Source organism: Microbacterium sp. RU1D, from assembly GCF_900156435.1.
Lineage (GTDB): Bacteria > Actinomycetota > Actinomycetes > Actinomycetales > Microbacteriaceae > Microbacterium.
The window spans coordinates 408,335-430,718 of sequence record NZ_FTPQ01000003.1; the positions used below are offsets into that span (position 1 = coordinate 408,335).

At 69.9% G+C, this 22,384-nt stretch carries 17 protein-coding genes; 7 read left to right on the top strand and 10 right to left on the bottom strand.

Going from position 1 to position 22,384, the window contains the following annotated elements; translation table 11 throughout:
* Positions 1–48 precede the first annotated feature (48 nt).
* From B0B15_RS14180 to B0B15_RS14190, 3 genes are all read right to left on the bottom strand, one after another.
* A complete protein-coding gene (locus B0B15_RS14180; protein WP_076677161.1) occupies positions 49–2,007 on the bottom strand; it encodes a helicase HerA-like domain-containing protein in 1,959 nt (652 codons plus the stop codon).
* Between the two features lie 10 nt (positions 2,008–2,017).
* Positions 2,018–2,716, bottom strand: a complete 699-nt coding sequence (locus B0B15_RS14185; RefSeq protein ID WP_076677164.1) for a phosphatase PAP2 family protein — start codon at positions 2,714–2,716, stop codon at positions 2,018–2,020.
* Positions 2,717–2,826: 110 nt separating this feature from the next.
* On the bottom strand, positions 2,827–4,164 hold the full coding sequence (locus tag B0B15_RS14190; RefSeq protein ID WP_176776649.1) for a multidrug effflux MFS transporter: 1,338 nt from the start codon (positions 4,162–4,164) through the stop codon (positions 2,827–2,829).
* A gap of 232 nt (positions 4,165–4,396) precedes the next feature.
* On the opposite strand from B0B15_RS14190, the gene B0B15_RS14195 reads away from it, so the two are divergent.
* Positions 4,397–5,104, top strand: a complete 708-nt coding sequence (locus B0B15_RS14195) for a DUF3105 domain-containing protein (RefSeq protein WP_076677167.1) — start codon at positions 4,397–4,399, stop codon at positions 5,102–5,104.
* A 1-nt stretch (position 5,105) separates the two neighbouring features.
* On the top strand, positions 5,106–5,777 hold the full coding sequence (locus tag B0B15_RS14200; RefSeq protein ID WP_076677169.1) for a DUF305 domain-containing protein: 672 nt from the start codon (positions 5,106–5,108) through the stop codon (positions 5,775–5,777).
* 494 nt (positions 5,778–6,271) lie between these two features.
* On the opposite strand, the gene B0B15_RS14205 is transcribed toward B0B15_RS14200, so the two are convergent.
* The 3 genes from B0B15_RS14205 to B0B15_RS14215 all read right to left on the bottom strand — a co-directional run bounded on the left by B0B15_RS14205 (position 6,272) and on the right by B0B15_RS14215 (position 10,058).
* The gene (locus B0B15_RS14205; RefSeq protein WP_076677171.1) at positions 6,272–7,249 is read right to left on the bottom strand and encodes a carbohydrate ABC transporter permease; all 978 of its coding nucleotides are present in this window, start codon (positions 7,247–7,249) and stop codon (positions 6,272–6,274) included.
* The gene (locus B0B15_RS14210; RefSeq protein ID WP_256334304.1) at positions 7,246–8,598 is read right to left on the bottom strand and encodes a carbohydrate ABC transporter permease; all 1,353 of its coding nucleotides are present in this window, start codon (positions 8,596–8,598) and stop codon (positions 7,246–7,248) included. The genes B0B15_RS14205 and B0B15_RS14210 overlap by 4 nt, the downstream gene beginning before the upstream one ends.
* Before the next feature lie 128 nt (positions 8,599–8,726).
* Positions 8,727–10,058 carry an ABC transporter substrate-binding protein gene (locus B0B15_RS14215; protein WP_076677173.1) on the bottom strand — a complete coding sequence of 444 codons (1,332 nt, stop codon included), beginning with the start codon at positions 10,056–10,058 and terminating at the stop codon, positions 8,727–8,729.
* Positions 10,059–10,298: 240 nt separating this feature from the next.
* On the opposite strand from B0B15_RS14215, the gene B0B15_RS14220 reads away from it, so the two are divergent.
* On the top strand, positions 10,299–11,309 hold the full coding sequence (locus tag B0B15_RS14220) for a LacI family DNA-binding transcriptional regulator (protein WP_076677176.1): 1,011 nt from the start codon (positions 10,299–10,301) through the stop codon (positions 11,307–11,309).
* A gap of 58 nt (positions 11,310–11,367) precedes the next feature.
* Here B0B15_RS14220 and B0B15_RS14225 read toward each other — a convergent pair whose 3' ends face one another.
* The 4 genes from B0B15_RS14225 to B0B15_RS14245 all read right to left on the bottom strand — a co-directional run bounded on the left by B0B15_RS14225 (position 11,368) and on the right by B0B15_RS14245 (position 17,999).
* Positions 11,368–15,981 (bottom strand): ExeM/NucH family extracellular endonuclease, encoded by a 4,614-nt coding sequence (locus B0B15_RS14225; RefSeq protein ID WP_083709060.1) that lies wholly within the window; start codon positions 15,979–15,981, stop codon positions 11,368–11,370.
* 287 nt (positions 15,982–16,268) lie between these two features.
* The gene (rplL, locus tag B0B15_RS14235) at positions 16,269–16,655 is read right to left on the bottom strand and encodes a 50S ribosomal protein L7/L12 (protein ID WP_055956082.1); all 387 of its coding nucleotides are present in this window, start codon (positions 16,653–16,655) and stop codon (positions 16,269–16,271) included.
* A 38-nt stretch (positions 16,656–16,693) separates the two neighbouring features.
* On the bottom strand, positions 16,694–17,209 hold the full coding sequence (rplJ, locus tag B0B15_RS14240) for a 50S ribosomal protein L10 (RefSeq protein ID WP_076677178.1): 516 nt from the start codon (positions 17,207–17,209) through the stop codon (positions 16,694–16,696).
* 388 nt (positions 17,210–17,597) lie between these two features.
* Positions 17,598–17,999 (bottom strand): SIP domain-containing protein, encoded by a 402-nt coding sequence (locus tag B0B15_RS14245; protein ID WP_076677180.1) that lies wholly within the window; start codon positions 17,997–17,999, stop codon positions 17,598–17,600.
* Positions 18,000–18,100: 101 nt separating this feature from the next.
* Here B0B15_RS14245 and B0B15_RS14250 point away from each other — a divergent pair, with 101 nt between their 5' ends.
* From B0B15_RS14250 to B0B15_RS14265, 4 genes are all read left to right on the top strand, one after another.
* Positions 18,101–18,781, top strand: a complete 681-nt coding sequence (locus tag B0B15_RS14250) for a YqaJ viral recombinase family protein (protein WP_076677182.1) — start codon at positions 18,101–18,103, stop codon at positions 18,779–18,781.
* A gap of 98 nt (positions 18,782–18,879) precedes the next feature.
* Positions 18,880–20,574, top strand: a complete 1,695-nt coding sequence (locus B0B15_RS14255; protein ID WP_076677184.1) for an MDR family MFS transporter — start codon at positions 18,880–18,882, stop codon at positions 20,572–20,574.
* A 4-nt stretch (positions 20,575–20,578) separates the two neighbouring features.
* Positions 20,579–21,040 carry a MarR family winged helix-turn-helix transcriptional regulator gene (locus B0B15_RS14260; RefSeq protein ID WP_306169559.1) on the top strand — a complete coding sequence of 154 codons (462 nt, stop codon included), beginning with the start codon at positions 20,579–20,581 and terminating at the stop codon, positions 21,038–21,040.
* Positions 21,041–21,363: 323 nt separating this feature from the next.
* Positions 21,364–22,383, top strand: coding sequence for an NADP-dependent oxidoreductase (locus tag B0B15_RS14265; protein ID WP_076677188.1), 1,020 nt, complete (start codon positions 21,364–21,366; stop codon positions 22,381–22,383).
* The last annotated feature ends 1 nt before the right edge of the window (position 22,384 follow it).

A 22,384-nucleotide genomic window follows, 5' to 3' on the forward strand; every position in this document is an offset into this window, starting at 1 on the left:
GCGCACCCCCGACGCCACCGCGCACCCCGACGCCGCCGCGCGCCCCGCTCAGCGCCGACGGCTGTTGCCGAACAAGCCGCGGATGACGCCGTTCACGATGCTCTTCGTCGCCCCGCGCCCGAGCAGCCCGTCGAGGCCCGCGGTGGGCGCGCTCGAGCGGCTGCGGGGAGCAGCGGTGCTCTTGAGGATCCGTTCGTACTCGCGCTGCGCCTTCTTCTGCGCCTCGGCGTTCGCCTTGTCGATCGCCGCCTTCTGCTTCGCGTACTCGGCGGCGTCCGCCGCGGCCTTCTTCGCGCGCTCGTCGGCCTCGCGCGCGTCGGTGGCCGCCTGCATGCGGGCGCCGAGGATCTCGCGCGCCGACTCGCGGTCGATCGGCGTCGCGTACATCGGGAACAGGGGGGATGCCGACACGGCCGATGCCATGGCATCCGCGGTGATCGGCGACATCGAGGCGCGCGGCGCGAACAGGCGCGTCCACGCGACCGGGGTCGGAGCGCCGCGCTCGCTCATGACGGTGATGATGGCCTCGCCCGTGCCGAGCTCCTGCAGTACGCGTTCGAGGTCGTAGCCGGAGTCGGGGTAGGTGCGCACCGACGCCCGGAGGGCCTTCGCGTCGTCGGGGGTGAAGGCGCGCAGCGCGTGCTGCACACGCGAGCCGAGCTGGGCCAGCACGTCGCCGGGCACGTCCTTCGGCGTCTGAGTGACGAAGAACACGCCGACGCCCTTGGAGCGGATGAGGCGCACGGTCTGCGTGATGGCCTCGAGGAAGGCCTTCGAGGCGTCGCGGAAGAGCAGGTGCGCCTCGTCGAAGAAGAACACCAGCTTGGGCTTGTCCAGGTCGCCCACTTCCGGCAGGACCTCGTACAGCTCGGCGAGCAGGTACATGAGGAACGTGGAGTACAGCTCCGGACGCGCGGCGACGTTCGGCACCTCGAGCAGGCTCACGATGCCGGCGCCGGCGGCATCCGTGCGGAGGAAGACCGAGACGTCGAGCTCGGGCTCGCCGAAGAAGGTATCGGCGCCCGCGGCCGAGAACGCCACGAGTTCGCGCAGGATCACGCCGGCGGTCGCGGCCGACAACCCGCCGATGCCCTTGAGCTCGGCCTTGCCCTCGTCGCCCGTGAGGGAGGTCAGCACCGCCCGCAGGTCGGCGAGGTCCACCAGTGCCAGCCCCTTCTCGTCGGCGTAGTGGAACACCAGGCCCAGGCTCGACTCCTGCGTGGCGTTCAGCCCCAGCACGCGGCTCAGCAGCAGCGGACCGAAGCCCGACACGGTCGCGCGCACCGGGATGCCGGATCCCACATCGTCCCCGAGCGCGTAGAACTCGGTCGGGAAAGCCCGCGCCGCCCAGTCCTGCCCGAGGGCGGCGGTGCGAGCGGCGAGCTTCTCGCTCGCCGCGCCCGCGGCCGCCAGGCCCGACAGGTCGCCCTTGATGTCGGCGGCGAACACGGGAACGCCGTTCTCCGACAGCTGCTCTGCCAGCAGCTGCAGCGTGCGCGTCTTGCCCGTCCCCGTGGCGCCCGCGACGAGCCCGTGCCGGTTGGTCATCGCCAGCGGGATCCGCACGGGGACGGAGGCCACCGGCCCGCCGTTCATCAGGACGCCGAGGTCGAGCGCCGCCCCGTCGGCCGTGTACCCGGCGGCGATCGTCGCGACCTGCGCGTCGGTGAGCGGCGCGTCCGGCAGCGCGGGGACACCGGATGCCGGGGAGCTCGGTGTCGACAAGGATGCCGCGGCCGGCTCCGACGCGGATGCCACCGGTGCGGCCGGCATCTTCGCGGCCGGGTCGGCGACCAGCGCCGGAGCACCGCCCTCCGCTGCCGGCGCCGGTCCGCCCCCTGCCGCGCGAGCGCGCGCCGCCGCCGCCGCGGCCTCCGCCGCCGCGAGGTCGGCACGCGCGCGGGCGAGTCGCAGCTCGGCTTCGGCCGCCTCGGCCTCCGCTCTCAGTCGCGCGACCTCGGCATCAGCCGCGGAGGGAACGGAGGGCGCGTCGCCGGGCTCGCTCATGCGCGTCAGCCTACGACGAGACCGCCGGCCCGGCATCCGTCTTGCCCCGGCGGCGGATCGTCAGGCGATCCTCGTCGCGGGCGCGCAGGCGCGAGAACGCCGCGGCGAGGACGAACGCCGCGCCGGCTCCCACGAGGGCCCCACCGGCGGTGTCGGAGAGCCAGTGCGCGTGAAGGTACGTGCGGCTGAAGGCCATCAGCACGATCCACGCGACGCCCACGACGCGCACCCACGCGCGGGGGAACAGCACCGCCGCCACCACGGCGATCGTCGCGGCGTTCGCTGTATGACCCGAGGGGAAGGAGCCGTAGTCGCTCAGGATCAGGATGTCCTCGGGGCGTGCGCGTCCGAACGTGTGCTTGAGCACCTGCACGAGCAGCGCGCTGCCCACCGACGCGGCGAGGAAGTACAGCGCCGACCATCGTCGCCGCGAGAGGAACAAGGCGAGGGCCCCCAGCACCGGCACGATCAGGACCGCCGTCAGATGGCCGCCGACGGTGTCCATGACCAGCGCGAAGACGTACACCGGCTCCGACGGGGCGGCGGCGAAAAGCTGGTTCCACCACACGTCGACGGTGAAGGGACTCGGCCCCCGGAAGAAGACCCACGCCCCCAATCCGCACGCCAGCGCGATGAGCACCACGCCGACGACGGCGCGGAAACGCTGCGGACGGGTGTCGAGCACGTCGTCGATCGCGGTGGCATCCATCGCCTCATGATGCCGCGTCGCGGGCGCGGGCGGAACGGTCGATGCGCGGACCGTCCGCCCTGCTACTCTTCGCGACTTCGCGCCGCGCTCGAGCAGCCGCCCGACGGAGGTCAGGGAGCGAGGCGCTCCACCGTGCGCGGGCGCACGAGCAGCCACAACGACAGCACCCCGATCGCCGCGCACCCGACCATGACCACGGCCATGGTCGTGGCGGTGATGCCCGAGCCCGTCGCGAGCAGCCCGACGACGGGCGAGATAATCCCCGCCACGCCGAAGTTGGCGGCGCCGATGATCGACTGCGCGGTCCCGGCGGCCTTGCCGTGCCGGTCGAGCGCGAGCACCTGCGCGCACGGGAACGTGAAGCCGCACGCGGTCATGAAGAAGAACAGCGGGACGACGGTGCCCCACAGGCCCAGGCCCAGCTGATCGGTTAGCACGATGGCCCCACCCGCGAGCACGAGCACCGCGGTCGACACCGCCAGCACCCACTGCGGGCCGAAGCGGGCGGCGAGGCGCGAGGCGATCTGCACGCCGACGACGACACCGACGGAGTTGACCGCGAACAGCACGCCGTACTGCTGCGGGTTGAAGCCGTAGGTCACCTGGAACAGGAACGAGGATGCCGACAGGTACGAGAACAGACCGCTGAAGGCCATTGCGCCGATGATGAGCACGCCGATGAACACGCGATCGCGGAAGACGCTGCCGTAGCGCTGCCACACGGTCGTGGCGCCCGGGCCGCCGCGTCGGGCGGGAGGCAGCGTTTCGGGCACGAAGAGGATCGCCGAGACGAGCATGACGGCGCCGTAGACGGCGAGCACGACGAAGATGCCGCGCCAGTTCATCACCAGCAGCAGGGCCGATCCCGCGAGCGGGGCGAGCACGGGCGCGACCCCCGACACCATCGCCATGCGCGAGAGCATGACCACGAGCCGCTTGCCGCCGAACAGGTCGCGGATGATCGCGGCCGCCACGACGCCGCCCGCGGCGGCGCCCGCCCCCATGAGCACGCGCGCGACGGAGAGCGTCCCCAGCGTCGGGGCGAGGGCGGCGAAGATGCTCGCGGCCACGTGCAGCGCCGTCACCGACAGCAGCGGGATGCGGCGACCCACCTTGTCGCTCAGGGGGCCGACGATCAGCTGCCCCAGGGCGAAGCCGATCATCGTGCCGGTCAGGGTGAGCTGGATGGCGGCGGCGGTCGTCTGGAAATCGGCCTCGAGCACCGGGAAAGCGGGAAGGTAGAGGTCGATCGTGAAGGGACCGAGGGCCGTCAGCGCGCCGAGGACGATGATGTACAGCACCCGGCGCGAGGCGGGGATGGAGTCACCGGGGTGCAGCACGATCGGCGCGGTCGCGGGGTTCTTGCCGAGGGCGCGGATGGCGCCGGTGGTCGTCGGCACGGAGCGGGACGACGTCGGGATGACGGGGTGGGAGGCAGTATCGAGCACGCGTCTGGTTTCGTTTCGCAACACGGACAGCCCGGCGCGAGCCGGGCTGAGAAAAAAGGGGGGATCGTCGAACCTCGAATCGATTCGACATCGTCATACTACCGTGACTCCCCCGCCGGCCACCATCCCGGCTCGGGGTTTCCTCCCAGGCCAGCGGCCCATTCATCCGAATAGTCTGGACAGGTCGGCGGATGCCGATGTGTCCCGCCCGAAGAGAGACTGAACACAGCGCATGACCTCCCCCTCCGACAAGCGTGCGAGCGGAAACCCCGCGAAGCAGGCCCAGATCGACCTGACCGTCAAGCAGCAGCGCGAGCAGAAGCGCCAGGAGAAGCTCGCGGAATACCAGAAGCAGGTCGCGAAGCGTAAGCGCGGCAGGCTCGTGTGGTGGGTCGTGGGCTCCACGGCCGCCCTCGCGGTGGTCGGCCTGGTGGTGGCATCCTTCGCCTTCGCCCCGGCACCCCCCACCAGCTACCAGGCCGGCAACAGCACCGGGCGCGAGATCGACGGCGTGCAGACGTTCGAGAACCGCTCCGACCACGTGCAGGGCGCCGTCACGTACGAGCAGACGCCCCCGGCCGGCGGTCCCCACAACCCGTACTGGCTGAACTGCGGTGTCTACACCGAGCCTCAGCAGAACGAGAACGCGGTGCACTCGCTCGAGCACGGCGCCATCTGGATCACCTACAACCCCGACGAGGTCGACGAGGCCGGCATCGACGCCCTCAAGGCCGTCATGCCCTCCAGCTACGCGCTTCTCTCGCCCTACCCGGGCCTCGACACGCCCGTCGCGGTGAGCGCATGGAACCACCAGCTCAAGGTCGACGACCCGAGCGACCCGCGCATCTCCGAGTTCTTCACCGAGTACTGGCGCAGCCAGAACGCTCCCGAGCCGAACGCGTCGTGCTCCGGGGCGATCGACGGACCGGGCAAGGCCTGACGTGAGCGACGACACCCCGGTCGCGCGTCCCGCGGTCCGGTGGGCCGTCGTCGCCCTCGTCGCCGTCGCCGTGATGGCCGTCGCCTTCGCGATCGGACGCTTCACGGCGTTCGGCGCGACGGCGGCGCCCGCCCACCCCTCCGACACCTCGGCCGAGGCCGGCTTCGCGCGCGACATGCAGGTGCACCACACGCAGGCGGTGCTCATGGCGATGGAGATCTACCGCAAGACCTCCGATGACGAGCTGCGCACCCTCTCGTACGACATCGCCACGACGCAGTCGGGTCAGCGCGGCGAGATGTTCGGATGGCTGGTCGAGTGGGGGCTTCCCCAGGCGTCGAGCCGGCCGCTCATGACGTGGATGGAGAAGTCGGACGCCCACAGCCACGGCGACACCGCGGGAAAGTCCCAGGAGGAGTTGCTGTCCGAGATGGGGATGGCCACCGACGCCCAGCTCGACGAGCTGCGCAGCGCGCAGGGCCAGCCCGCCGACTGCCTGTTCCTCGACCTGATGATCCGCCACCACGAGGGCGCGATCCCCATGGCCGAGGCCGTGATCGAGCTCGGCGACGACGCGCGCGTCAAGGAGGTCGCCGGCGCGATCGTCACCGGACAGTCGGCCGAGCTCGACGCCATGCGCGACATCCAGTCGCGCCTCGGCTGCACCGCCTGACCGGCCACCGCCTGACCGGCCTCCGCCGCTCTCTGCGCCCGCCTCGCCGCCCAACTCCCCCCCCCCCCCCCCCCCCCCCCCCCCCCCCCCCCCCCCCCCCCCCCCCCCCGCATCCCGATAAACGGCATTCGTCGCGAGACACACGGCAGCACGACGTGTCTCGCGACGAATGCCGTTTCTCGACCCCGTCACACGGCCATGCCCCGCGCCACCGGCATCTGTCCCGCACAGCGGCATCCGTCCCGCACAGCGGCATCCGCCCGCGAATCCCTCGTGCCACGCGGTGCCCCTGCGCCGTCCTCGGCGACGGCGCGGCCCCCTCCCAACCGCGATAAACGCCATTCGTCACCAGACACGCATCCGCACCGCGTGTCTCGGCACGGATGCCGTTTCTCGCCGCCACGTGACAGCGCGCGGCCGACCTCAGCTCCCCGGCACGAGGAAGGGGCGCGACACCCTCGCGGATGCCACGCCCCTTCGACGTCAGATCGGACTCAGCCCTTCGTGGCTCCCGCCAGCAGGCCGCGCACGAAGAAGCGCTGCAGCAGGAAGAACACGATCAGCGGCACCAGGATCGAGATGAAGGTACCGGCCGACTGCAGGAACCACTGGTCGCCCCAGGTGCCCGACAGCGAGTTCAACGATTGCGTCAGTGGCAACGATGACGACGGGGCGAAGATCGTCGCCACGAGCAGGTCGTTCCACACCCAGATGAACTCCAGCACCGCGAAGGATGCCAGGGCGGGGGCCGCAAGCGGCAGGATCAGGCGGAAGAAGATCTGCCCGTGGCCGGCGCCGTCCACGCGCGCGGCCTCGATCACCTCGGCCGGGATCTCGGCGATGAAGTTGTGCAGGAGAAAGACCGCCAGCGGCATCGCGAAGATCACGTGCGCGATCCACACGGTGGCGAAGCTGTGCTCCACTCCGCGCAGGTCGAAGCCCGGGAAGATCGTCACCTCGTTGATCGTCAGTCCGCGCGAGAACAGGCTCAGCAGGGGCACGAGGGCCATCTGCAGCGGCACGATCTGCAGCGCGAAGATGAAGATGAAGAAGAAGTTGCGGCCCTTGAAGTCGATCCAGGCGAACGCGTAGGCGATGAGCGAGGCGATCGCCAGCGCGAACAGCACCACCGGGATGGTGATGGCGAGCGAGTTCAGGAACGATTGCGCGAGCGTCAGGGCGGTGCCGCCCGACGTCAGCGCGAGCCGGTAGTTCTCCAGGGTGAACGACGGGTCGGTGAAGACGGTCCACCATCCGGTCGACTGGGTGTCGGATCCCGGCCGGAACGAGGTGATGAAAAGGCCGAAGGTGGGGATCGTCCAGAAGAACGCGATGACGATCGCCGCGATCGTCGCCCCCTTCGAGGTCAGACGCTTTCGTGCCATCGCCTCGTGCTTGCGGGTGTCACGGGCGACCTGACGGGCCGAGCGCGTGTCGGTGGTGGGCTCGAGCACCACGGTGGAGGTGGTCATCGCACTTCCCTCTGCTTCCGGATCTGGCGCACGTTGAAGATGATCAGCGGCAGCACGAAGACGAACAGCACCACGGCCAGCGCTGCGGAGTGCCCGTAGCTCTGGAACCGCTGCTGCTGGTTGACCATCTCGAACGCGAGCACGGTCGAGTCGTTTCGGCCACCGGTCATCACGGCGACGATGTCGTAGATCTTCAGGGCGCCGATGGCGATGGTGGTCAGCACCACGATGAGCGACGAGCGGATGCCGGGGACGGTCACGTTGATGAACCGCTCCCAGGCGCTCGCGCCGTCGAGCTCGGCCGCCTCGTTCTGCTCCGGCGGGACCGCCTTGATGGCGGCCGAGAGAATGACCATCGCCAGACCCGTCTGGCTCCAGATGAAGACCACGACGAGCAGCAGGGTGTTGATCAGGGGCGACGCCGACAGCCACGAGATCGGCTGCCCGCCGAAGGCGGTCACGATCGCATTCAGGATGCCGAGCTGGTCTCCCTGGCGGAAGTCGTAGACGAACTTCCAGATGATGCCCGCGCCCACGAACGAGATGGCGAAAGGCATGAAGATGAGCACCTTGAGGTACTTCTCGCCCGCCGCCCGGTCGATGAAGACGGCGTAGGCGAGGCCGATGGCCGTGGCGATGGTCGGGGCGAGCAGCACCCAGATGAGGGTGTTGATGACCGACCAGAAGCCCTCGGGGTTCGTGAACGTCCAGATGTAGTTCTCGAAGCCGACGAAGTTCTCACCGGTCTTGTCGAAGAACGACTGGAAGAAGGTCGTGATGGCCGGGTAGACGAGGCCGATGAGCAGCAGGATCGCCGCCGGCGCGGCGAACAGGATGAGCTGGAACAGGTAACCCGCGCCCTGGCGGGACCGGTAGTCGGCGTAGAAGAGGATCGCACCGAGAATGATCGCGATGCCGAGGACGTAGATGACCGCGTTCTGGTACGGGCGCAGCAGCATGAAGGCGAGGATCGGGATGGCGAAGCACGCGGCCAGGCGCAGCCAGAAGTAGCCCTTGCCGGAGCGGGGAGCGTACTCGATGAGCAGCAGGAGGAGCCCCACGACCGCGCCGAACACGACGAGCACGAGCGGGATCTGCACGATCGAGCTGAGTCCGCCGAGCCAGATGAAGAAGCTGTTGAGCGAGAAGCCGAGCGTGGTCGGCTTGGTGTCGGCGGGGGCGCGCGTCACCATGAAGAGGAAGAGCGCCACCACGAGGATGAGCCCCACCACCACCACGAGCAACGTGGTGCGGTTCGCGGCCGCGGAGCCGCGCGACGCGGGCTTGCCCCGGCCGGCCGGCGGGGGCGACGCCGCCGGCGTCGTCTCCGCGTTCTTGATATCGGTCATGACGTCCCTCCCGAACACGCCTTCGTGCTCATCGATGAGTGCCCGTGTGGAGCTGGGGGCGGATTATGAGTATGGACCGGATGGGCCGCCCGCGTCGCGGGCGGCCCATCCTTTCTCGATCGGCTCGATCAGTTGTCGTAACCGGCCTGGATGTCGCTGAGCACCTGATCGGTCGGGGTGCCGTCGATCCAGCTGACCATGCCCTTCCAGAACGAACCCGCACCGACGGTGGCCGGCATCAGGTCGGACGCGTCGAAGCGCAGGGTGGTCTTCGGGTCCTGCAGCGTCTTCATCGCCTCGGTGAGGAACTCGCTCGAGGCGAGGGAGGGGTCCGCGCCCTTGTTGGCGGAAATGACGCCGCCGAGCTTCACACGGGCGTCGGCGAACTCGGGCGTCGACATGAATTCGACGACCTTCTGCACGCTCTCGTCGTCCGAGAAAGCCGCGACGAACTCGCCGCCACCCTCGACCGCGAGCTCGCCCTCGGTCACGCCGGGGGTCAGGAACGCGTACACGTCGCCGTCCGGGGCGATCGTGGGGGTCTCACCCGCTGCGTTGGTGACCGTGAGGAAGTTGGCCGAGAGGAACGACGCCTGGTGCGTCATCGGGCAGCTGCCGTCGGCGACCTTGGCAGCCACGTCGGCGAAGGCGGTCGAGTTGATGCTGCTGACGTCGCCGAAGCCGGCGTTGACGTACGAGGGGTTGAGGAGGATCTCGCCCACCGCGTCGAAGGCCGCCTTGATCTGCGGGTCGGTGAACTTGACCTCGTTGGCCACCCACTGGTCGTAGACGTCGGGGCCCGACAGGCGCAGGACCATGTCCTCGACCCAGTCGGTTCCGGGCCACCCCGAAGCGGCGTCCGAGGCGAAGCCGGCGCACCACGGGGCCGCGCCGGTCTTCTGCTGGATGGTCGCGGTGAGCGTCATCAGCTCGTCGAGCGTCTTGGGAACCTCGACGCCCCACTCCTTGAACTTCGCCGGCGAGTACCAGACGTAGCCCTTGAGGTTGGCGAGCATCGGTGCGGCGTAGAATGTGCCGTCCTCGGTGCCGTACGACTTCCAGTCCTCGCCCCAGTACTCGTCGACGTTCGACGAGACGGCGTCGGAGGCTTCCTGCACCTCGCCGGTGCCGATGAGCGTCTTGAGCAGACCCGGCTGGGGGACGATCGCGATGTCGGGGGCGTCACCACCGGACACCTTCGTCACGATGTTGCCCTCGAAGCTCTTGTCGCCGGTGTAGACGACCTTGATGCCGGTGTCCTGGGTGAACTGCTCGAAGCTCTGGTTCAGCGCGTCGGCCTCCGTACCGGTGATGCCGCCGGCGATGCGCACGGTCGTCTCTCCGCTACCCGATCCGCCCGATCCGCTGCTGTCACCTTCGGCGCAGCCCGCGAGAGCGATCGCTCCGACCGCCAGCAGTCCGACGGGAGCCAGCAGGCGATACCGCTGTGACATACCCATGTGGTCTCTCCTCTTTGAGTTCAGTGGTGCATCGGACCCTGTCGGGAACCGATTCCAGGCAACCGTAGAGGGAATCCACAACAGTTGCAACCGGCGTCAGGTCACGAACGGATAACACGCGAAATGACGCGGCTCGATCACGATTCACCCTGCCGGAACCGGTTCCACTTTCCCCCGATGTCGGATACTCTTCTTCGACGTCGACACGGACGTCGACGCATCTCGAGGAAGACCCTGCGCATGAGCGGAATCGCCGACGTGGCTCGTCTGGCCGGCGTGTCCAAATCGACGGCCAGCCGCGCTCTCACGGGCGGCGGCTACGTCTCCGACGGCACACGGCGGCGCGTCGCCGACGCCGCGGCGTCCCTGGGATACGTGCCCTCCACGAGCGCGGTCAGCCTGGCCACGGGACGCACGCGCACGATCGCGCTCATCGTGCCGAAGGTCAACCGCTGGTACTTCGGATCAATCGTCGAGGGGGTCGAGCGTACGCTGATCCCGCTCGGGTACGACGTCACGCTGTACGTCGCCGAACCCGGGTCGCGTGACCGCGAGAGCCTCTACTCCACCTACCTCGCACGCAAACGGTTCGACGGTGTCATCGCCGTGGCGCTCGAGCCCGACGACGCCGATCTGGAGCGCCTGGCCAACATCGGCAAGCCCGTCGTCAGCATCGGCAACGCGCTCTCCGGCGTCCCCACCCTGGGTCTCGACAACATCGCCATCACGCGCATCATCACGCAGCACCTGATCGCGCTCGGGCACACCGACATCGCCTTCGTCGGGAGCACGCCGCGTACCGACGCCCCCGCGAAAGACGTCGACGAGCGATCGATCGGCTACCGCAACGCCATGAACGACAACGGCCTGGCCGTGCGCATCCGCAACGTGCCGTCGACCCTGACGATCACGGATGCCTACGCCGCGGCCGCGTCGTTCCTGGCCGACGCCGCATCGCGTCCGACGGGTGTGGTCGCCGCGTGCGACGAGGTCGCGATCGGCGTCATCATCGCCGCGCGACGCATGGGCATCTCCGTTCCGACCGAGCTCAGCGTGGTCGGCATCGACGGTCACGACTACGCCGAGATGTTCTCGCTCACCACGATCGAGCAGTTCCCCCAGGCGCAGGGCATCGAGGCCACGCGCATGCTGGTGCGGATGATCGAGGGGACCGGAGAGGTGCCCCGGCGCACCGAGGCGGACACCCGTCTCGTGGTGCGCTCCTCGACCGCTCCCCCGCGCACCGCCTGAACGACGAAGACCCCGGATGCCAGGTGGTGGCATCCGGGGTCTTCGTCGTCGTCCCGGGTCAGTCGCTCTGGCGGGCCGCCCGTCGACGCGCGACCACGCCGAGGCCGAGCAGTCCGAGAGCCGCGAGCACGCCCGCACCCATCCAGCCCGTGTCGGACCCGGTGACGGGGAGAGCCCCGCCCCGGCCCGCGTCTCCACCCTCATCCGAGCCCGAGCCCGAGCCCGAGCCGTCGTCGCCCGCAGCCGCGCCGACCTGGAACGGAACCATCACGTCGGTCCCGCTCGGTTCGGCGACGATCTGCAGCGCGACCGCGCCGGACGCGTCGGCCGGGACGGCCAGGCTCACCCGCGCGGCACCATCGGCGACGGCGAACGCGGTCGACGGCGCCCCGACCTGCGTCGACCACGACGCCGAGACCGAAGCGTTGGCCGGAGCGCCGAGCGAGGTCAGGTCGAGGTCCGAGAAGACGACGGTGATGTCGTCGCCCGCCGCGACGTCCGCGGGTGCGCCGGCGAGCTGAACCGCACGGGCCGTGAAGTCGGGCTCGAGACCGGGATGGGCCTTCAAGTAGGCGATCCACCCGTCGCGGTCGATGAGGCCCGAGTCGCGCGTGTCCGCCCCCTCGCCGAGAGCGGCGAAGGCGTCGCCGCCCTGCAGGAGGAAGCTGAACGAGCCGACGCGGTACGACGCCGCGGGGTCGACGGCGGCGCCGTCGATCCAGATGCCGGTGATGCGCTGCCCCGGCCCACGCGACGCGTCGTACGTCACACGCACGTTGTCGGAGACGCCCAGGGCCAGATCGCGGTCGCGGCCGGCCGTGTCCCCCCACTGCTGCTCGAGCGCGAGCCGCAGCTGGTCGCCGGTCAGCGTGGTGGTCCACAGGTTGTTCACGAACGGCAGCACCGCATTCGCCTCGGCCAGCGTGATGACGCCGTCCTCGCCGTAGAACAGCTCGGCGCGCAGACCACCCGCGTTCACCAGGGCGATCTCGGCTCCGCCGCGGGCGGGATCGGCGAGCGTCTCGCGCAGCGCGTCGGCGACGAGACCGCCCAGCGCGGACTGCTTCGACCGATCGTCGCGCTGCCCACCGGCATAGACGCCGTCGACGTACGAGCCGCCGCGGAAGGCGGTGGTGATGTCGGCCGTCACCGAGCCCACGGGCTGTGCGCCGACGCGGTCCGCCTCGGCGCGCGCGAGCGTCACGATACGGTCGACCTCGGCCACGCGCGGGTACCTCGCGATCAGCTCAGCGTCCAGGGCGGCGCTGTTCGCTTCGGTCTGCTCCGGCTTTTCCGGAACGGTCTCCGCCGCGAGGCGGGCGACGTTGCGCGCCGAAGAATCGATGACCTCGCCGCTGTCACGGTCGACCGTCAGCACGATCTCGCCGATGTTCTCGCCGTAGCTGCCGGTCTGCACGATCGGGCGCGTGCCCTCTTCGCCGGGGATCGGAGCATTCCACGCGTACTTCTGGTGGGTGTGACCGGTCAAGATCGCATCGACCGCGGCATCCGTCTCGTTCACGATCTTCGCGAACGCGCCGCCGGCGGCGACGGCCTCCTCGAGGGTCTCGCCCGTCGAATCCCCCTCCGCGGCGCCCTCGTGGTACTGGGCGACGATGACGTCGACCTGGTCCTCGATCTCGGCCGCGACGCGGTTCACCTCGGCGACGGGCTCGCGGAACTCGATGCCCTCGATGCCGCCGGGCGAGACCAGCTGCGCCGTCTCCTGCGTGACGGCGCCGATCACGCCCACGCGCACTCCGTCGACCTCGAAGATCGCGTACTCGTCGAGCAGAGGCTGCCCGTCCTCGTACACGTTGGCCGCCAGGTAGGGGAAGTCGGCCGCGTCGGAGACGCGACCCGTCAGGTCGGCGGCGCCCTTGTCGAACTCGTGGTTGCCCGCGGCGGATGCCGCGAGCTCGAGCGCGTTCAAGACCTCGATGGTCGGCTCGTCATCGAAGTACGCCGAGGCGAACAGCGAGGCCCCGATGTTGTCGCCGTTGGAGAGGAAGAGCGTGTTGTCCTCGCCGGCTTCCGCCCGCAGCTGCTCGACGGTCCCCGCGAACTTCACCGTGTTCGCATCGATCCGACCGTGGAAGTCGTTGATGCCGAGCAGGGTGAGATCGGTCGTCGACGACAGGTCGAGGCCCACGACGACGGGATCGTGATCGCTCGACCGGTAAGGCGTCGCCTCGTAGAAGTTCAGCGCGTTGTCGTTGTACCGGCTGTACTCCAGCGCGAGCGCCTCGACGGCGTTGATGTTCCAGATGTCGACGCCGGTCACGAGCTCGCGAGCCGAGGGCGAGGCGAGCACGTGATCGAGCGAGCCCGACTGCCCGCTGAACGAGTACGAGTACTTGCCCGTGCCCGCCTCGAGCGGCTCGAACCCGAACGAGCGCAGCGTCTGGATCGGGTCCTCCTGCGTGTAGGCGTTGAAGTCGCCGAGCAGGAAGACGTCGTCGGTTCCGACGGCCGCCGACCTCTCCGCCGCGAACGCGCCGAGGGCCTGGGCCTGTCGCACCCGATCACCGTTGAAGGCGCCTTGGATGCCGTTGGCGTTGTCACCCGTCGCCGCGGGGCGGCTATCGCCCTTCGACTTGAAGTGGTTCACGATCGCGAGGATCTTGGCATCCGCGTCATCGATGGGGGCGAAGGCCTGCGCCAGCGGCTGACGGGCGTTCGAGAACGCCGGGTCGTCCAGGATCACGCTGTCACCGACCGGCGCGACGACGGCCTTCTTGTAGATGAAGGCGGTGCGGATGACGTCCTCCGACGCCGGGAGCTCCGCCGGTGAGGGCACGAAGATCCACTCGTCGGCATCCAGGGCCGCATTGAGGGCGTCGACGAGCGTGGAGAGGGCGTCGTCGCGGTCCTTGCCGAAGACGGCCGAGTTCTCGATCTCCTCGAGCGAGACGACGTCGGCACCGAGGCCGTTGACGGCGGCGACGATCTTCGCCTGCTGGCGCTCCAGGTTGGCCGCGTCGGCCGCCCCGCGGGGGCCGGGGGCGGGGCAGGTGTCGGCCGTGACGGGGTTGCCCTCGCGGTCGTCGTAGGTCGACGTGCACCCGACGCTTTCGGCCGTGGTGGTGAAGTAGTTGAGCACGTTGAAGCTCGAGATCTTCACCGAGCCGCCGACCGGCTCCGGGGCCGCGGTGCGGGTGTTCGCGAAGCTCGCGGGCTGCACCGTGTCGGCGTTGTCGACGGTCAGCTGCGCGGTCGGCTGGAACTTCCACGCGTTGTTGCGGTAGTCGAGGATGACCGGTCCGGTGAAAGTCACGGCGGCACCGACGCGAACCGGGTCGGTGAGCGAGACGTACGGGAGCGGGACGTCCTGCGCCGAACGGAGGAAGTCCAGCGATGCGCCGTCGTCGAGCACCACGGCGCGGGCCTTGTTGTCGGCGACGGCCGCGACGTATTCGGGCGTGTCCGGACGCGCGACATCGGTGGGCGTGCGCAGGGGCGTCGTGCCGGCCGCGAGTCCCACCTCGGCGTACTGGTTGGTGGAGTACGTGTTCGTGACGGTGAAGTCGCCCTGCGGCGCCAGCAGCATCCCCTCGAAGCGTTCGCGCTCCTCGTCGGTCTTCGGCCACGTGATCTCGGCGGGCGCGACCTCAGCGGCGGGCTCGGTGAGGATGCGCACGCTCGCGGCGTCGGCGGTGAGCTGCGTCTGTCCGTCGTACTCCCCCGCGGTTCCGGTCACCTCGACGTGGTCGCCGATGGAGACGGATGCCGCGGCGGCGGAGCCGTAGACGAAGATCGCGTCGGAGGCGGTGTGGGCTGCGACGTCGATCGCGCCCCCGGTGCCCTCCGCCTGAAGGAAGAAGCCGTTGTAGCCGCCGGTCGGATACGCGGCGGTCACGACGCCGCGGGTGGTCACCACGGTGTCGGCGAGCGGCGTCGTCGCGCCGGAGCCCTGGATGTCGCGGATCGGGGTGATCCCGCCGGGCGCCGGCGCCGGCGTGGAGGGCCCGGGCGTGGGGGTGCCGGTCGGCTCCGGCTGAGGCGATGCGCTCCCGGACCCCTGCGGCGTCACGGTCGTGGCGTTGGTGAAGTCCGCGGAATTGTCGTCGGTGTCGACGAAGTCGGTGCGCACCAGCGAATTCGGCGTGCCGTTGGGCCCGTCGACGACGGCCGGCGCCGTCTCGAAGCTCGCGCCGGTGCCGTAGCCGAGGAAGTCGACGACGCGGTCGTCGTCGACCGGACCCGCCGGTAGAGCGAGGGGGTCGGTGACATTCGCGAGGAAGAGCTGGCCGTCCGTGCCGGACGGGTTGAGCCCCGTGCTCGTGGCATCCGCGGCGGGGAGCGCCTCGCCGTTGTCACCGTTGCTCGGGAGCGCGATGAGGTAGTGACCGCCCGCGGCGATGGACCCGGTGAGCGCCTGCGTGTTGGCACCGTTCGGCGCGTCGACGCTCGACGCGGCGCGGTACTGGAGCGACCATCCGCTCAGGTCCTGCGCGGTGTCGCCGGCGTTGTAGAGCTCGACGAACTTCTGCGTGTAGGGGGCACCGGCGCTTCCGCCCTCGAGGTAGGCCTCGTTGATCACCACCTTGGCGCCGTCGGCCGCGAAGGCGGGCAGGGGGGCGAGGGCCGAACCGAGCAGAGCGGCGCCGAGGGCGGCGCTGAGGGCGGTCGTGAAACGGCGCGCGGGCACGCCGGATGCAGCGATGGGCATGGGTCTCCAGTTACCGACGCACGCACGAACGTGTGAACGAGAACGACGTCGGATGGGGGGATCGACGGGGGGATGTTCTCAACGACCGTAAACGATGCCCATACGGTTTTCCCAGACTTTTTCGTTTCGTTCCGGTGAATTCCGGTTCCGCGCAGCATGAAACCCGGTGCCGGTGCGGGGCTCGCTGGGGACTTCGCCGGTGCACGCGGCGGGAGGAACGACAGAACCCCGGATGCCGATCGGCATCCGGGGTTCTGGGTGTCGCGAAAGCGACGGTGTTGCTGAAATTACTTCAGGGTCACCGTGGCGCCGGCGCCCTCGAGGGCCTCCTTGGCCTTCTCGGCGGTCTCCTTGTTCGCGCCCTCGAGCACGGCCTTGGGGGCACCGTCGACGACGGCCTTGGCCTCGCCGAGGCCGAGCGAGGTGAGCTCGCGGACGACCTTGATGACCTGGATCTTCTTGTCACCGGCGGCCTCGAGGACGACGTCGAACGAGTCCTTCTCCTCGACCTCTTCGGCGGGGGCGGCGCCACCGGCGGCGGGGCCGGCCACGGCCACGGGGGCGGCAGCGGTGACGTCGAAGGTCTCCTCGAACGCCTTGACGAACTCGGACAGCTCGATGAGCGTGAGCTCCTTGAACGCGTCGAGCAGCTCTTCGGTGCTGAGCTTAGCCATGTTGTATCTCCTTGATCGGGTTAATCATCCGGGCCGGGTCAGGCCGCGGTGTCCTGCTTCTCGCGCAGCGCGTCGACCGTGCGAACGGCCTTCGACGGAAGCGCCTGGAAGACGTATGCCGCCTTGGTCATCGTCGCCTTCATCGCACCGGCGAGCTTCGCCAGCAGGACTTCACGGCTCTCGAGATCGGCGAGCTTGTTGACCTCATCCGCGGTCAGGGGGGCGCCATCGAAGTAGCCGCCCTTCACCACGAGCTGAGGGTTAGCCTTGGCGAAGGCACGCAGGCTCTTCGCGACGGCGACGGGGTCGCCGTGCACGAACGCGATGGCGGACGGGCCCTTGAGCTCGTCATCCAGTCCCGTGACCCCCGCGTTGGACGCGGCGATCTTGGTCAGCGTGTTCTTCACCACGGCGTAATCCGCGTCCTGACGGATGTCGTTGCGCAGCTGCTTGAGCTGGGCAACCGTCAGACCGCGGTACTCGGTCAGCAGAACGGCGGTCGAGTTCTCGAAGTTCTTCGTGAGCTCGGCGACCGATGCATCCTTCTGCGCCATGGCCACTCCTTGTGTGTACGAGGCGCTCCGCGGAGGCGGGGCGCCGGCCGAAGACACCGGGGTCCGGACAAAAAGAAGAGCTCCGGCGCAGGCGCACGGAGCTCGAAGGAGTTCGTTTACCTGCGTAGGTCCCCTGCTTCTCAGCAGACGCTTCGATCGGAATGCGAGCACTCCGATGACCGACGGTCTTTGGCTTGGGGTCTACTGTACCCGACCGTCGCTCCTCCCGCCAATCCGCCGTCCCGTCGGCCCCGTCGCGCCCGCGCCCCCGCGCCGCGCCCCGCGCCTCGCGCCCCGCGCCCCGCCGGCCCGCCGCCCGCCCCGCCGCGACCGTGGACCGCGTCGCCTCCCCGACCCCCGACCCCCACCGCCGGCCCGGCCGCCCGCCTTACGACACCCGCGGCTCGGGCAGCAGCGCCTGGGTCATCCGCACGATGCGCGCTGGCGTGCGCGCGCCGAGCCAGACGGTGCAGACCGCGTCGTCGCCGCACGCCCACTCGGCGCACCACGCGTGGATGGCCTGCGCCAGACGCTCGCCGCGCGGACGCAGTTCGCCCTCGAGCGAACGGTCGAGCCAGCTCACGCGCCCCTCCCCCGCGTCGATCAGGCCGACCTGCTCCGATCCGCACACCTCGACCACGACGGTGACGTGCGCGGCGGGCGAGAGAGCGGCGGCGATCCGGCGCATCTCGGGGATGTTCCGCGCGTCTCCCCCGAGCAGCACCGCGCCCTCCAGGTCGCGCCAGAGGCCGCCGTCGGGGCGCCGCAGGGGCTCGGGGTTCGTGCTCATGCGAACAACTTAGGTCACCCTTACCTTGCGGACAAGGCCTGGATGCCGACGCGCCGCGGCTCGCATGCACTCCACGGGCGGACGGGGTTAGGGTCGAACGCATGTCCCCCGAGCTCGTCGCCTCCCGAAGCGCCGACCTCGACGCTCGGATCGTCGCCGACTCGCGCGATCGGGTCGCGTGGATCCGCGCCCGCTCGCGCGGCATCACCGCGACCGACGTCGCAGCACTCACGAGCGCCAACGCGATCTTCCGAGCGGCGGATGCCAAGCTCCTGGGCTCCAGCTTCTCGGGTAACGCCTTCACGGCGCACGGTCGTCGCCGTGAGCCCGAGATCGCGGCCTGGGTGGCAGCGACGCACGGCATCCGTCCCTCGTCGGCGCTGTACCACGCGGTCGTCGAGAAGAGGCACCTGGCGACGCCCGACGGCGTGGTCGTCGACGGCGAAGGCCGCGTGATCCTCGCCGAGATCAAGACCACGAACAAGGCGTGGCGCTCTATCCCCAAGACCTACATGCGCCAGATCTGGTGGCAGCAGCACGTGCTCGGCGCCGAGCGCACGCTCGTGGCGTGGGAGCAGCACGACGGCTTCGTGCCCCTGCACGACGAACCGCGCTGCCAGTGGATCGAGCGCGACGAGCGGGAGATCGCCAAGCTCGTGGGCCTGGCCACCTCGCTCATCGACGAGCTCTACCGCCGCACGATGCAGGCGCGCCAGCCGCGTCCGGAGCCGGTGCGACCGGAACCCTCGGAGAGGTACCGCGCTCTCGCGCTCCTCGATTAATAGTTGACGCAAGTCAAGCAATGGGCGTATCGTTGACATCAGTCAACTAATCGCGCCAGTGTCGTCGCGGCATCCATCCCCCGTTCGTGGAGTTCCGCATGACCACTGCTTCCCCCGAGACCGCCGCGCCGCGGCGCGTGCTCCCGGCCCTCATCGGGCTGCTGCTCGGCACGTTCGTGTCGATGCTCGCCTCGACCGTCGTCTCGACGTCACTGCCCGTCATCGTGCATGACCTGTCGGGCGATCAGAACGCCTACACCTGGGTCATCACCGCGACCCTGCTCACCACCGCGATCTCGACCCCCATCTGGGGCAAGCTCGCCGACCTGTTCAACCGCAAGGTGCTCATCCAGGTCGCGATCGCGATCTTCGTGCTCGCCACCGCCGCTGCCGGCTTCTCGCAGAACACCGAGATGCTGATCGCCTTCCGCGCGGTCCAGGGGCTCGGCGCCGGCGGCCTGGCCGCCCTCAGCCAGGTGATCATGGCCGACATCATCAGCCCGCGCGAGCGTGGCCGCTACATGGGCCTCTTCGGCGCGGTCATGGCCGTCGCGACCGTGGGCGGGCCCCTGCTGGGCGGTGTCATCACCGACGCCTTCGGCTGGCGCTGGAACTTCTTCGTCGCCCTGCCTTTCGCCGTCGCCGCCCTGCTCATCCAGCAGCGCACGCTGCACCTGCCGGTGCGCGCGAAGCGGAAGGTGAAGATCGACTACGTCGGCATCGTGCTGCTGTCGACCGCCGTCTCGCTGCTGCTGATCTGGGTCACCAACGCCGGGAACTCGTTCGACTGGGCGAGCACCGAGACGCTGCTCATGGTCGGCGGGGCCGTCCTGGCCGCGATCCTGTTCGTGATCGTCGAGCTTCGCTCCTCCGAGCCGCTCGTGCCGCTGACCCTTTTCCGCGACGCCACCTTCACGCTCGCCACGATCGCCTCCATCGCGACGGGCCTGGCGATGTTCGGCACGTCGGTGTTCCTCAGCCAGTACATGCAGATGGCCCGCGGCGCGACCCCGACCGAGGCCGGTGTCATGACGATCCCCATGATCGGCGGCCTGCTGGTGTCGTCGATCGTCGTCGGCGCGCTCATCTCACGCTTCGGGCACTGGAAGCCGTTCCTCATCACGGGTGGCGTGCTGCTGATCGCGGGCTCGTTCCTGCTGTCGACCATCCACTACGACACCAATTTCGCCCTCGTGTCGCTCTACATGGCCCTGCTGGGCGCCGGCGTCGGCATGACGATGCAGAACCTCGTGCTGGTCGTGCAGAACACGGCCGACCCCACGCAGATGGGTGCGGCGAGCTCGGGCGTAACGTTCTTCCGGAGCCTCGGCGGCACCATCGGCGTCTCGGTCATGGGCGCGGCGCTGGCCAGCATGGCCACCAGCCTGTTCACCGACCGCGCCGACGACCTCATGGCCGCGATCATGGGCCTGGGTGCGAACGGCGCCGCGGTGGCCGAGACCCTGCAGTCCGGAATCATCCCGCAGGTCTCGACGCTCCCCGAGAGCGTGCGCACGATCGTCGAGGACATCTACGCTCAGTCGATCGCCCACTCGTTCCTGATCGCGGTGCCCGTGGCCGTGGTCAGCCTCATCGCGATCCTGTTCCTGCCGAACCGTCCGCTGACCCGCATGACGACCACGGAGCGGGTCGCCGCGAGCGAGGCCGACTTCGCCACGGTCTCAGTCCCCGAGGGCATGGCCACGCTCGCCGCGACCGGGACCGTGCCGACCCAGGATGCCGCGTCCTCGCGCCGTGCGCATCGAGACGCCGGGATGGGAGAGGATGTCTGACGTGATGAGCGACGTGGACGACGACCGCCGTGAGGCCGTGCAGGCCCTGGAGTCGTCGTTCTCGGAGCTCATGACCGTGTTCCGCCGCTTCGTCTCCGAGGCGGCGGAACGGGTCAGCCCCGGGATGCTGCCGGCCACGTTCAAGGCCCTCTCGGTCGTCAGCCGGTTCGGGCCGCTCACCCTCTCCGCGCTCGCGGAACGGCTCGGCGCCGACAAGGGCTTCCTCAGCCGGTCGATCACCGAGCTCGAAGAGCTGGGGCTCGTGACCCGCACGCCCGATCCCAACGACCGCCGCTCCCGCCTGATCGCCGTGACCGAGCTCGGCCACAGCCGTCTCGCCGACGCGCGGGCTCCCCACGAGAGCCGGCTCTTCGACGCCATCGCCGATTGGTCGCTCGACGACATCCGCCACCTCTCGACGCTGCTGCACGCTCTCGCCGTCGGCGAGGTCCCCGCGCGCGACTGAGGTCGAGGCGCGGACAAGGTGCCGCACGCCTGCGGTGCGAGGCGTCGGCACCGGCACGCGCGCCTGAGGGCGAGGCGTCGGCGACGCCCCCGCGAGGCGACGCGCCCGCCCGGAGTTCGCCGCGCTTCCCGGCCGAGGCGCCGCACACGTGCTGCTCCCGCGACGGACCAGGCCTCCAGACCCTCACTGCTCGCCGCCGACGGGAGACACCGGCTTCGCGACACGGTGACCGAGGTGTAACACCGTCGAGACAATGGCGCGCTTGACTGTGGGAACCGCGGCGGAGCCGCCGCGACACCGCCGCACGCGAGAGAGAGCGCCCGATGAGATTCCGATCGACGCGTCCCGAGACCGCCCTCCAGCCCGCGCCCGCGGTGCCGGAGACGATGGATGCCGTGGTCCTCGACGCTCCGGGGCCGGCATCCGCTCTTCACGTCGAGGAAGTGGCCGTGCCGACACCCGTACTGAGCGAGGTGCTGGTGCGTGTCGTCGCCGCGGGCGTCAACCCGATCGACGCGGCGACGCGAGCGGGACGCGGGATGTCGTCGGCGATCCCGTCGTGGCCGTCCGTGCTCGGCCTGGACGTCAGCGGGGTCGTCGTGCGCGCTCCCTTCGACGCTCACCCGTTCCCCGTCGGTACCGAGGTCTATGGCATGGTGGCGGTGCCGCGCACCCCCGGTGCATACGCGGAGTACGCCGTCGTGCCCACCCTCTCGCTCGCCCGCAAGCCCGCGTCGCTCTCCCACGTCGAGGCCGCGGGCGTCCCGCTGGCTGCCCTCACCGCGTGGGGCCTGGTCGTCGAGACGGCCCTGGCGCACCAGGGCCAGCGCATCCTCATCCACGCCGGCAGCGGAGGCGTGGGCCACTTCGCGGTGCAGTTCGCCGCCTACTTCGGCGCCCACGTCATCGCCACGGCGTCGCCCCGCAACCTCGGATGGCTGCGGGAGCTGGGGGCCGCCGAGGTCGTCGATCACACCTCCACCCGATTCGAGGACGCCGTCGACACCGTCGACGTCGTGATCGACCTGATCGGCAACGTGTCGGATGACACGGGCACCCGGTCGCTCGAGGTGCTGCGCCCCGGCGGCCTGCTGATCGAGGTCCCGACGGGCGCTTGGCCCGGATTCCGGGAAGCGGCGGCGGCGCGCGGCATCCGTTCCACCGACTACAAGACCATCCCCGACGGCGGGGCCCTCGCCACGATCGGGCGACTGCTCGATTCCGGAGCCGTCCGGGTGTACATCGAGCGCGTGTTCGAGCTCGCCGAGGCCGGGGAGGCGCACGCGATGATCGAGGGCGGGCACACGCGGGGCAAGGTCGTCCTGCGCGTGAGCGACGACTGAG

Excerpts from the sequence above, each read along its gene's own strand:
- B0B15_RS14180 (WP_076677161.1), bottom strand. The coding sequence starts at position 2,007 with ATGAGCGAGCCCGGCGACGCGCCCTCCGTTCCCTCCGCGGCTGATGCC.
- B0B15_RS14185 (WP_076677164.1), bottom strand. The coding sequence starts at position 2,716 with ATGGATGCCACCGCGATCGACGACGTGCTCGACACCCGTCCGCAGCGT.
- B0B15_RS14195 (WP_076677167.1), top strand. The coding sequence starts at position 4,397 with ATGACCTCCCCCTCCGACAAGCGTGCGAGCGGAAACCCCGCGAAGCAG.
- B0B15_RS14205 (WP_076677171.1), bottom strand. The coding sequence starts at position 7,249 with ATGACCACCTCCACCGTGGTGCTCGAGCCCACCACCGACACGCGCTCG.
- B0B15_RS14210 (WP_256334304.1), bottom strand. The coding sequence starts at position 8,598 with ATGACCGATATCAAGAACGCGGAGACGACGCCGGCGGCGTCGCCCCCG.
- B0B15_RS14215 (WP_076677173.1), bottom strand. The coding sequence starts at position 10,058 with ATGGGTATGTCACAGCGGTATCGCCTGCTGGCTCCCGTCGGACTGCTG.
- B0B15_RS14220 (WP_076677176.1), top strand. The coding sequence starts at position 10,299 with ATGAGCGGAATCGCCGACGTGGCTCGTCTGGCCGGCGTGTCCAAATCG.
- B0B15_RS14225 (WP_083709060.1), bottom strand. The coding sequence starts at position 15,981 with ATGCCCATCGCTGCATCCGGCGTGCCCGCGCGCCGTTTCACGACCGCC.
- rplL (WP_055956082.1), bottom strand. The coding sequence starts at position 16,655 with ATGGCTAAGCTCAGCACCGAAGAGCTGCTCGACGCGTTCAAGGAGCTC.
- rplJ (WP_076677178.1), bottom strand. The coding sequence starts at position 17,209 with ATGGCGCAGAAGGATGCATCGGTCGCCGAGCTCACGAAGAACTTCGAG.
- B0B15_RS14245 (WP_076677180.1), bottom strand. The coding sequence starts at position 17,999 with ATGAGCACGAACCCCGAGCCCCTGCGGCGCCCCGACGGCGGCCTCTGG.
- B0B15_RS14250 (WP_076677182.1), top strand. The coding sequence starts at position 18,101 with ATGTCCCCCGAGCTCGTCGCCTCCCGAAGCGCCGACCTCGACGCTCGG.
- B0B15_RS14255 (WP_076677184.1), top strand. The coding sequence starts at position 18,880 with ATGACCACTGCTTCCCCCGAGACCGCCGCGCCGCGGCGCGTGCTCCCG.
- B0B15_RS14260 (WP_306169559.1), top strand. The coding sequence starts at position 20,579 with ATGAGCGACGTGGACGACGACCGCCGTGAGGCCGTGCAGGCCCTGGAG.
- B0B15_RS14265 (WP_076677188.1), top strand. The coding sequence starts at position 21,364 with ATGAGATTCCGATCGACGCGTCCCGAGACCGCCCTCCAGCCCGCGCCC.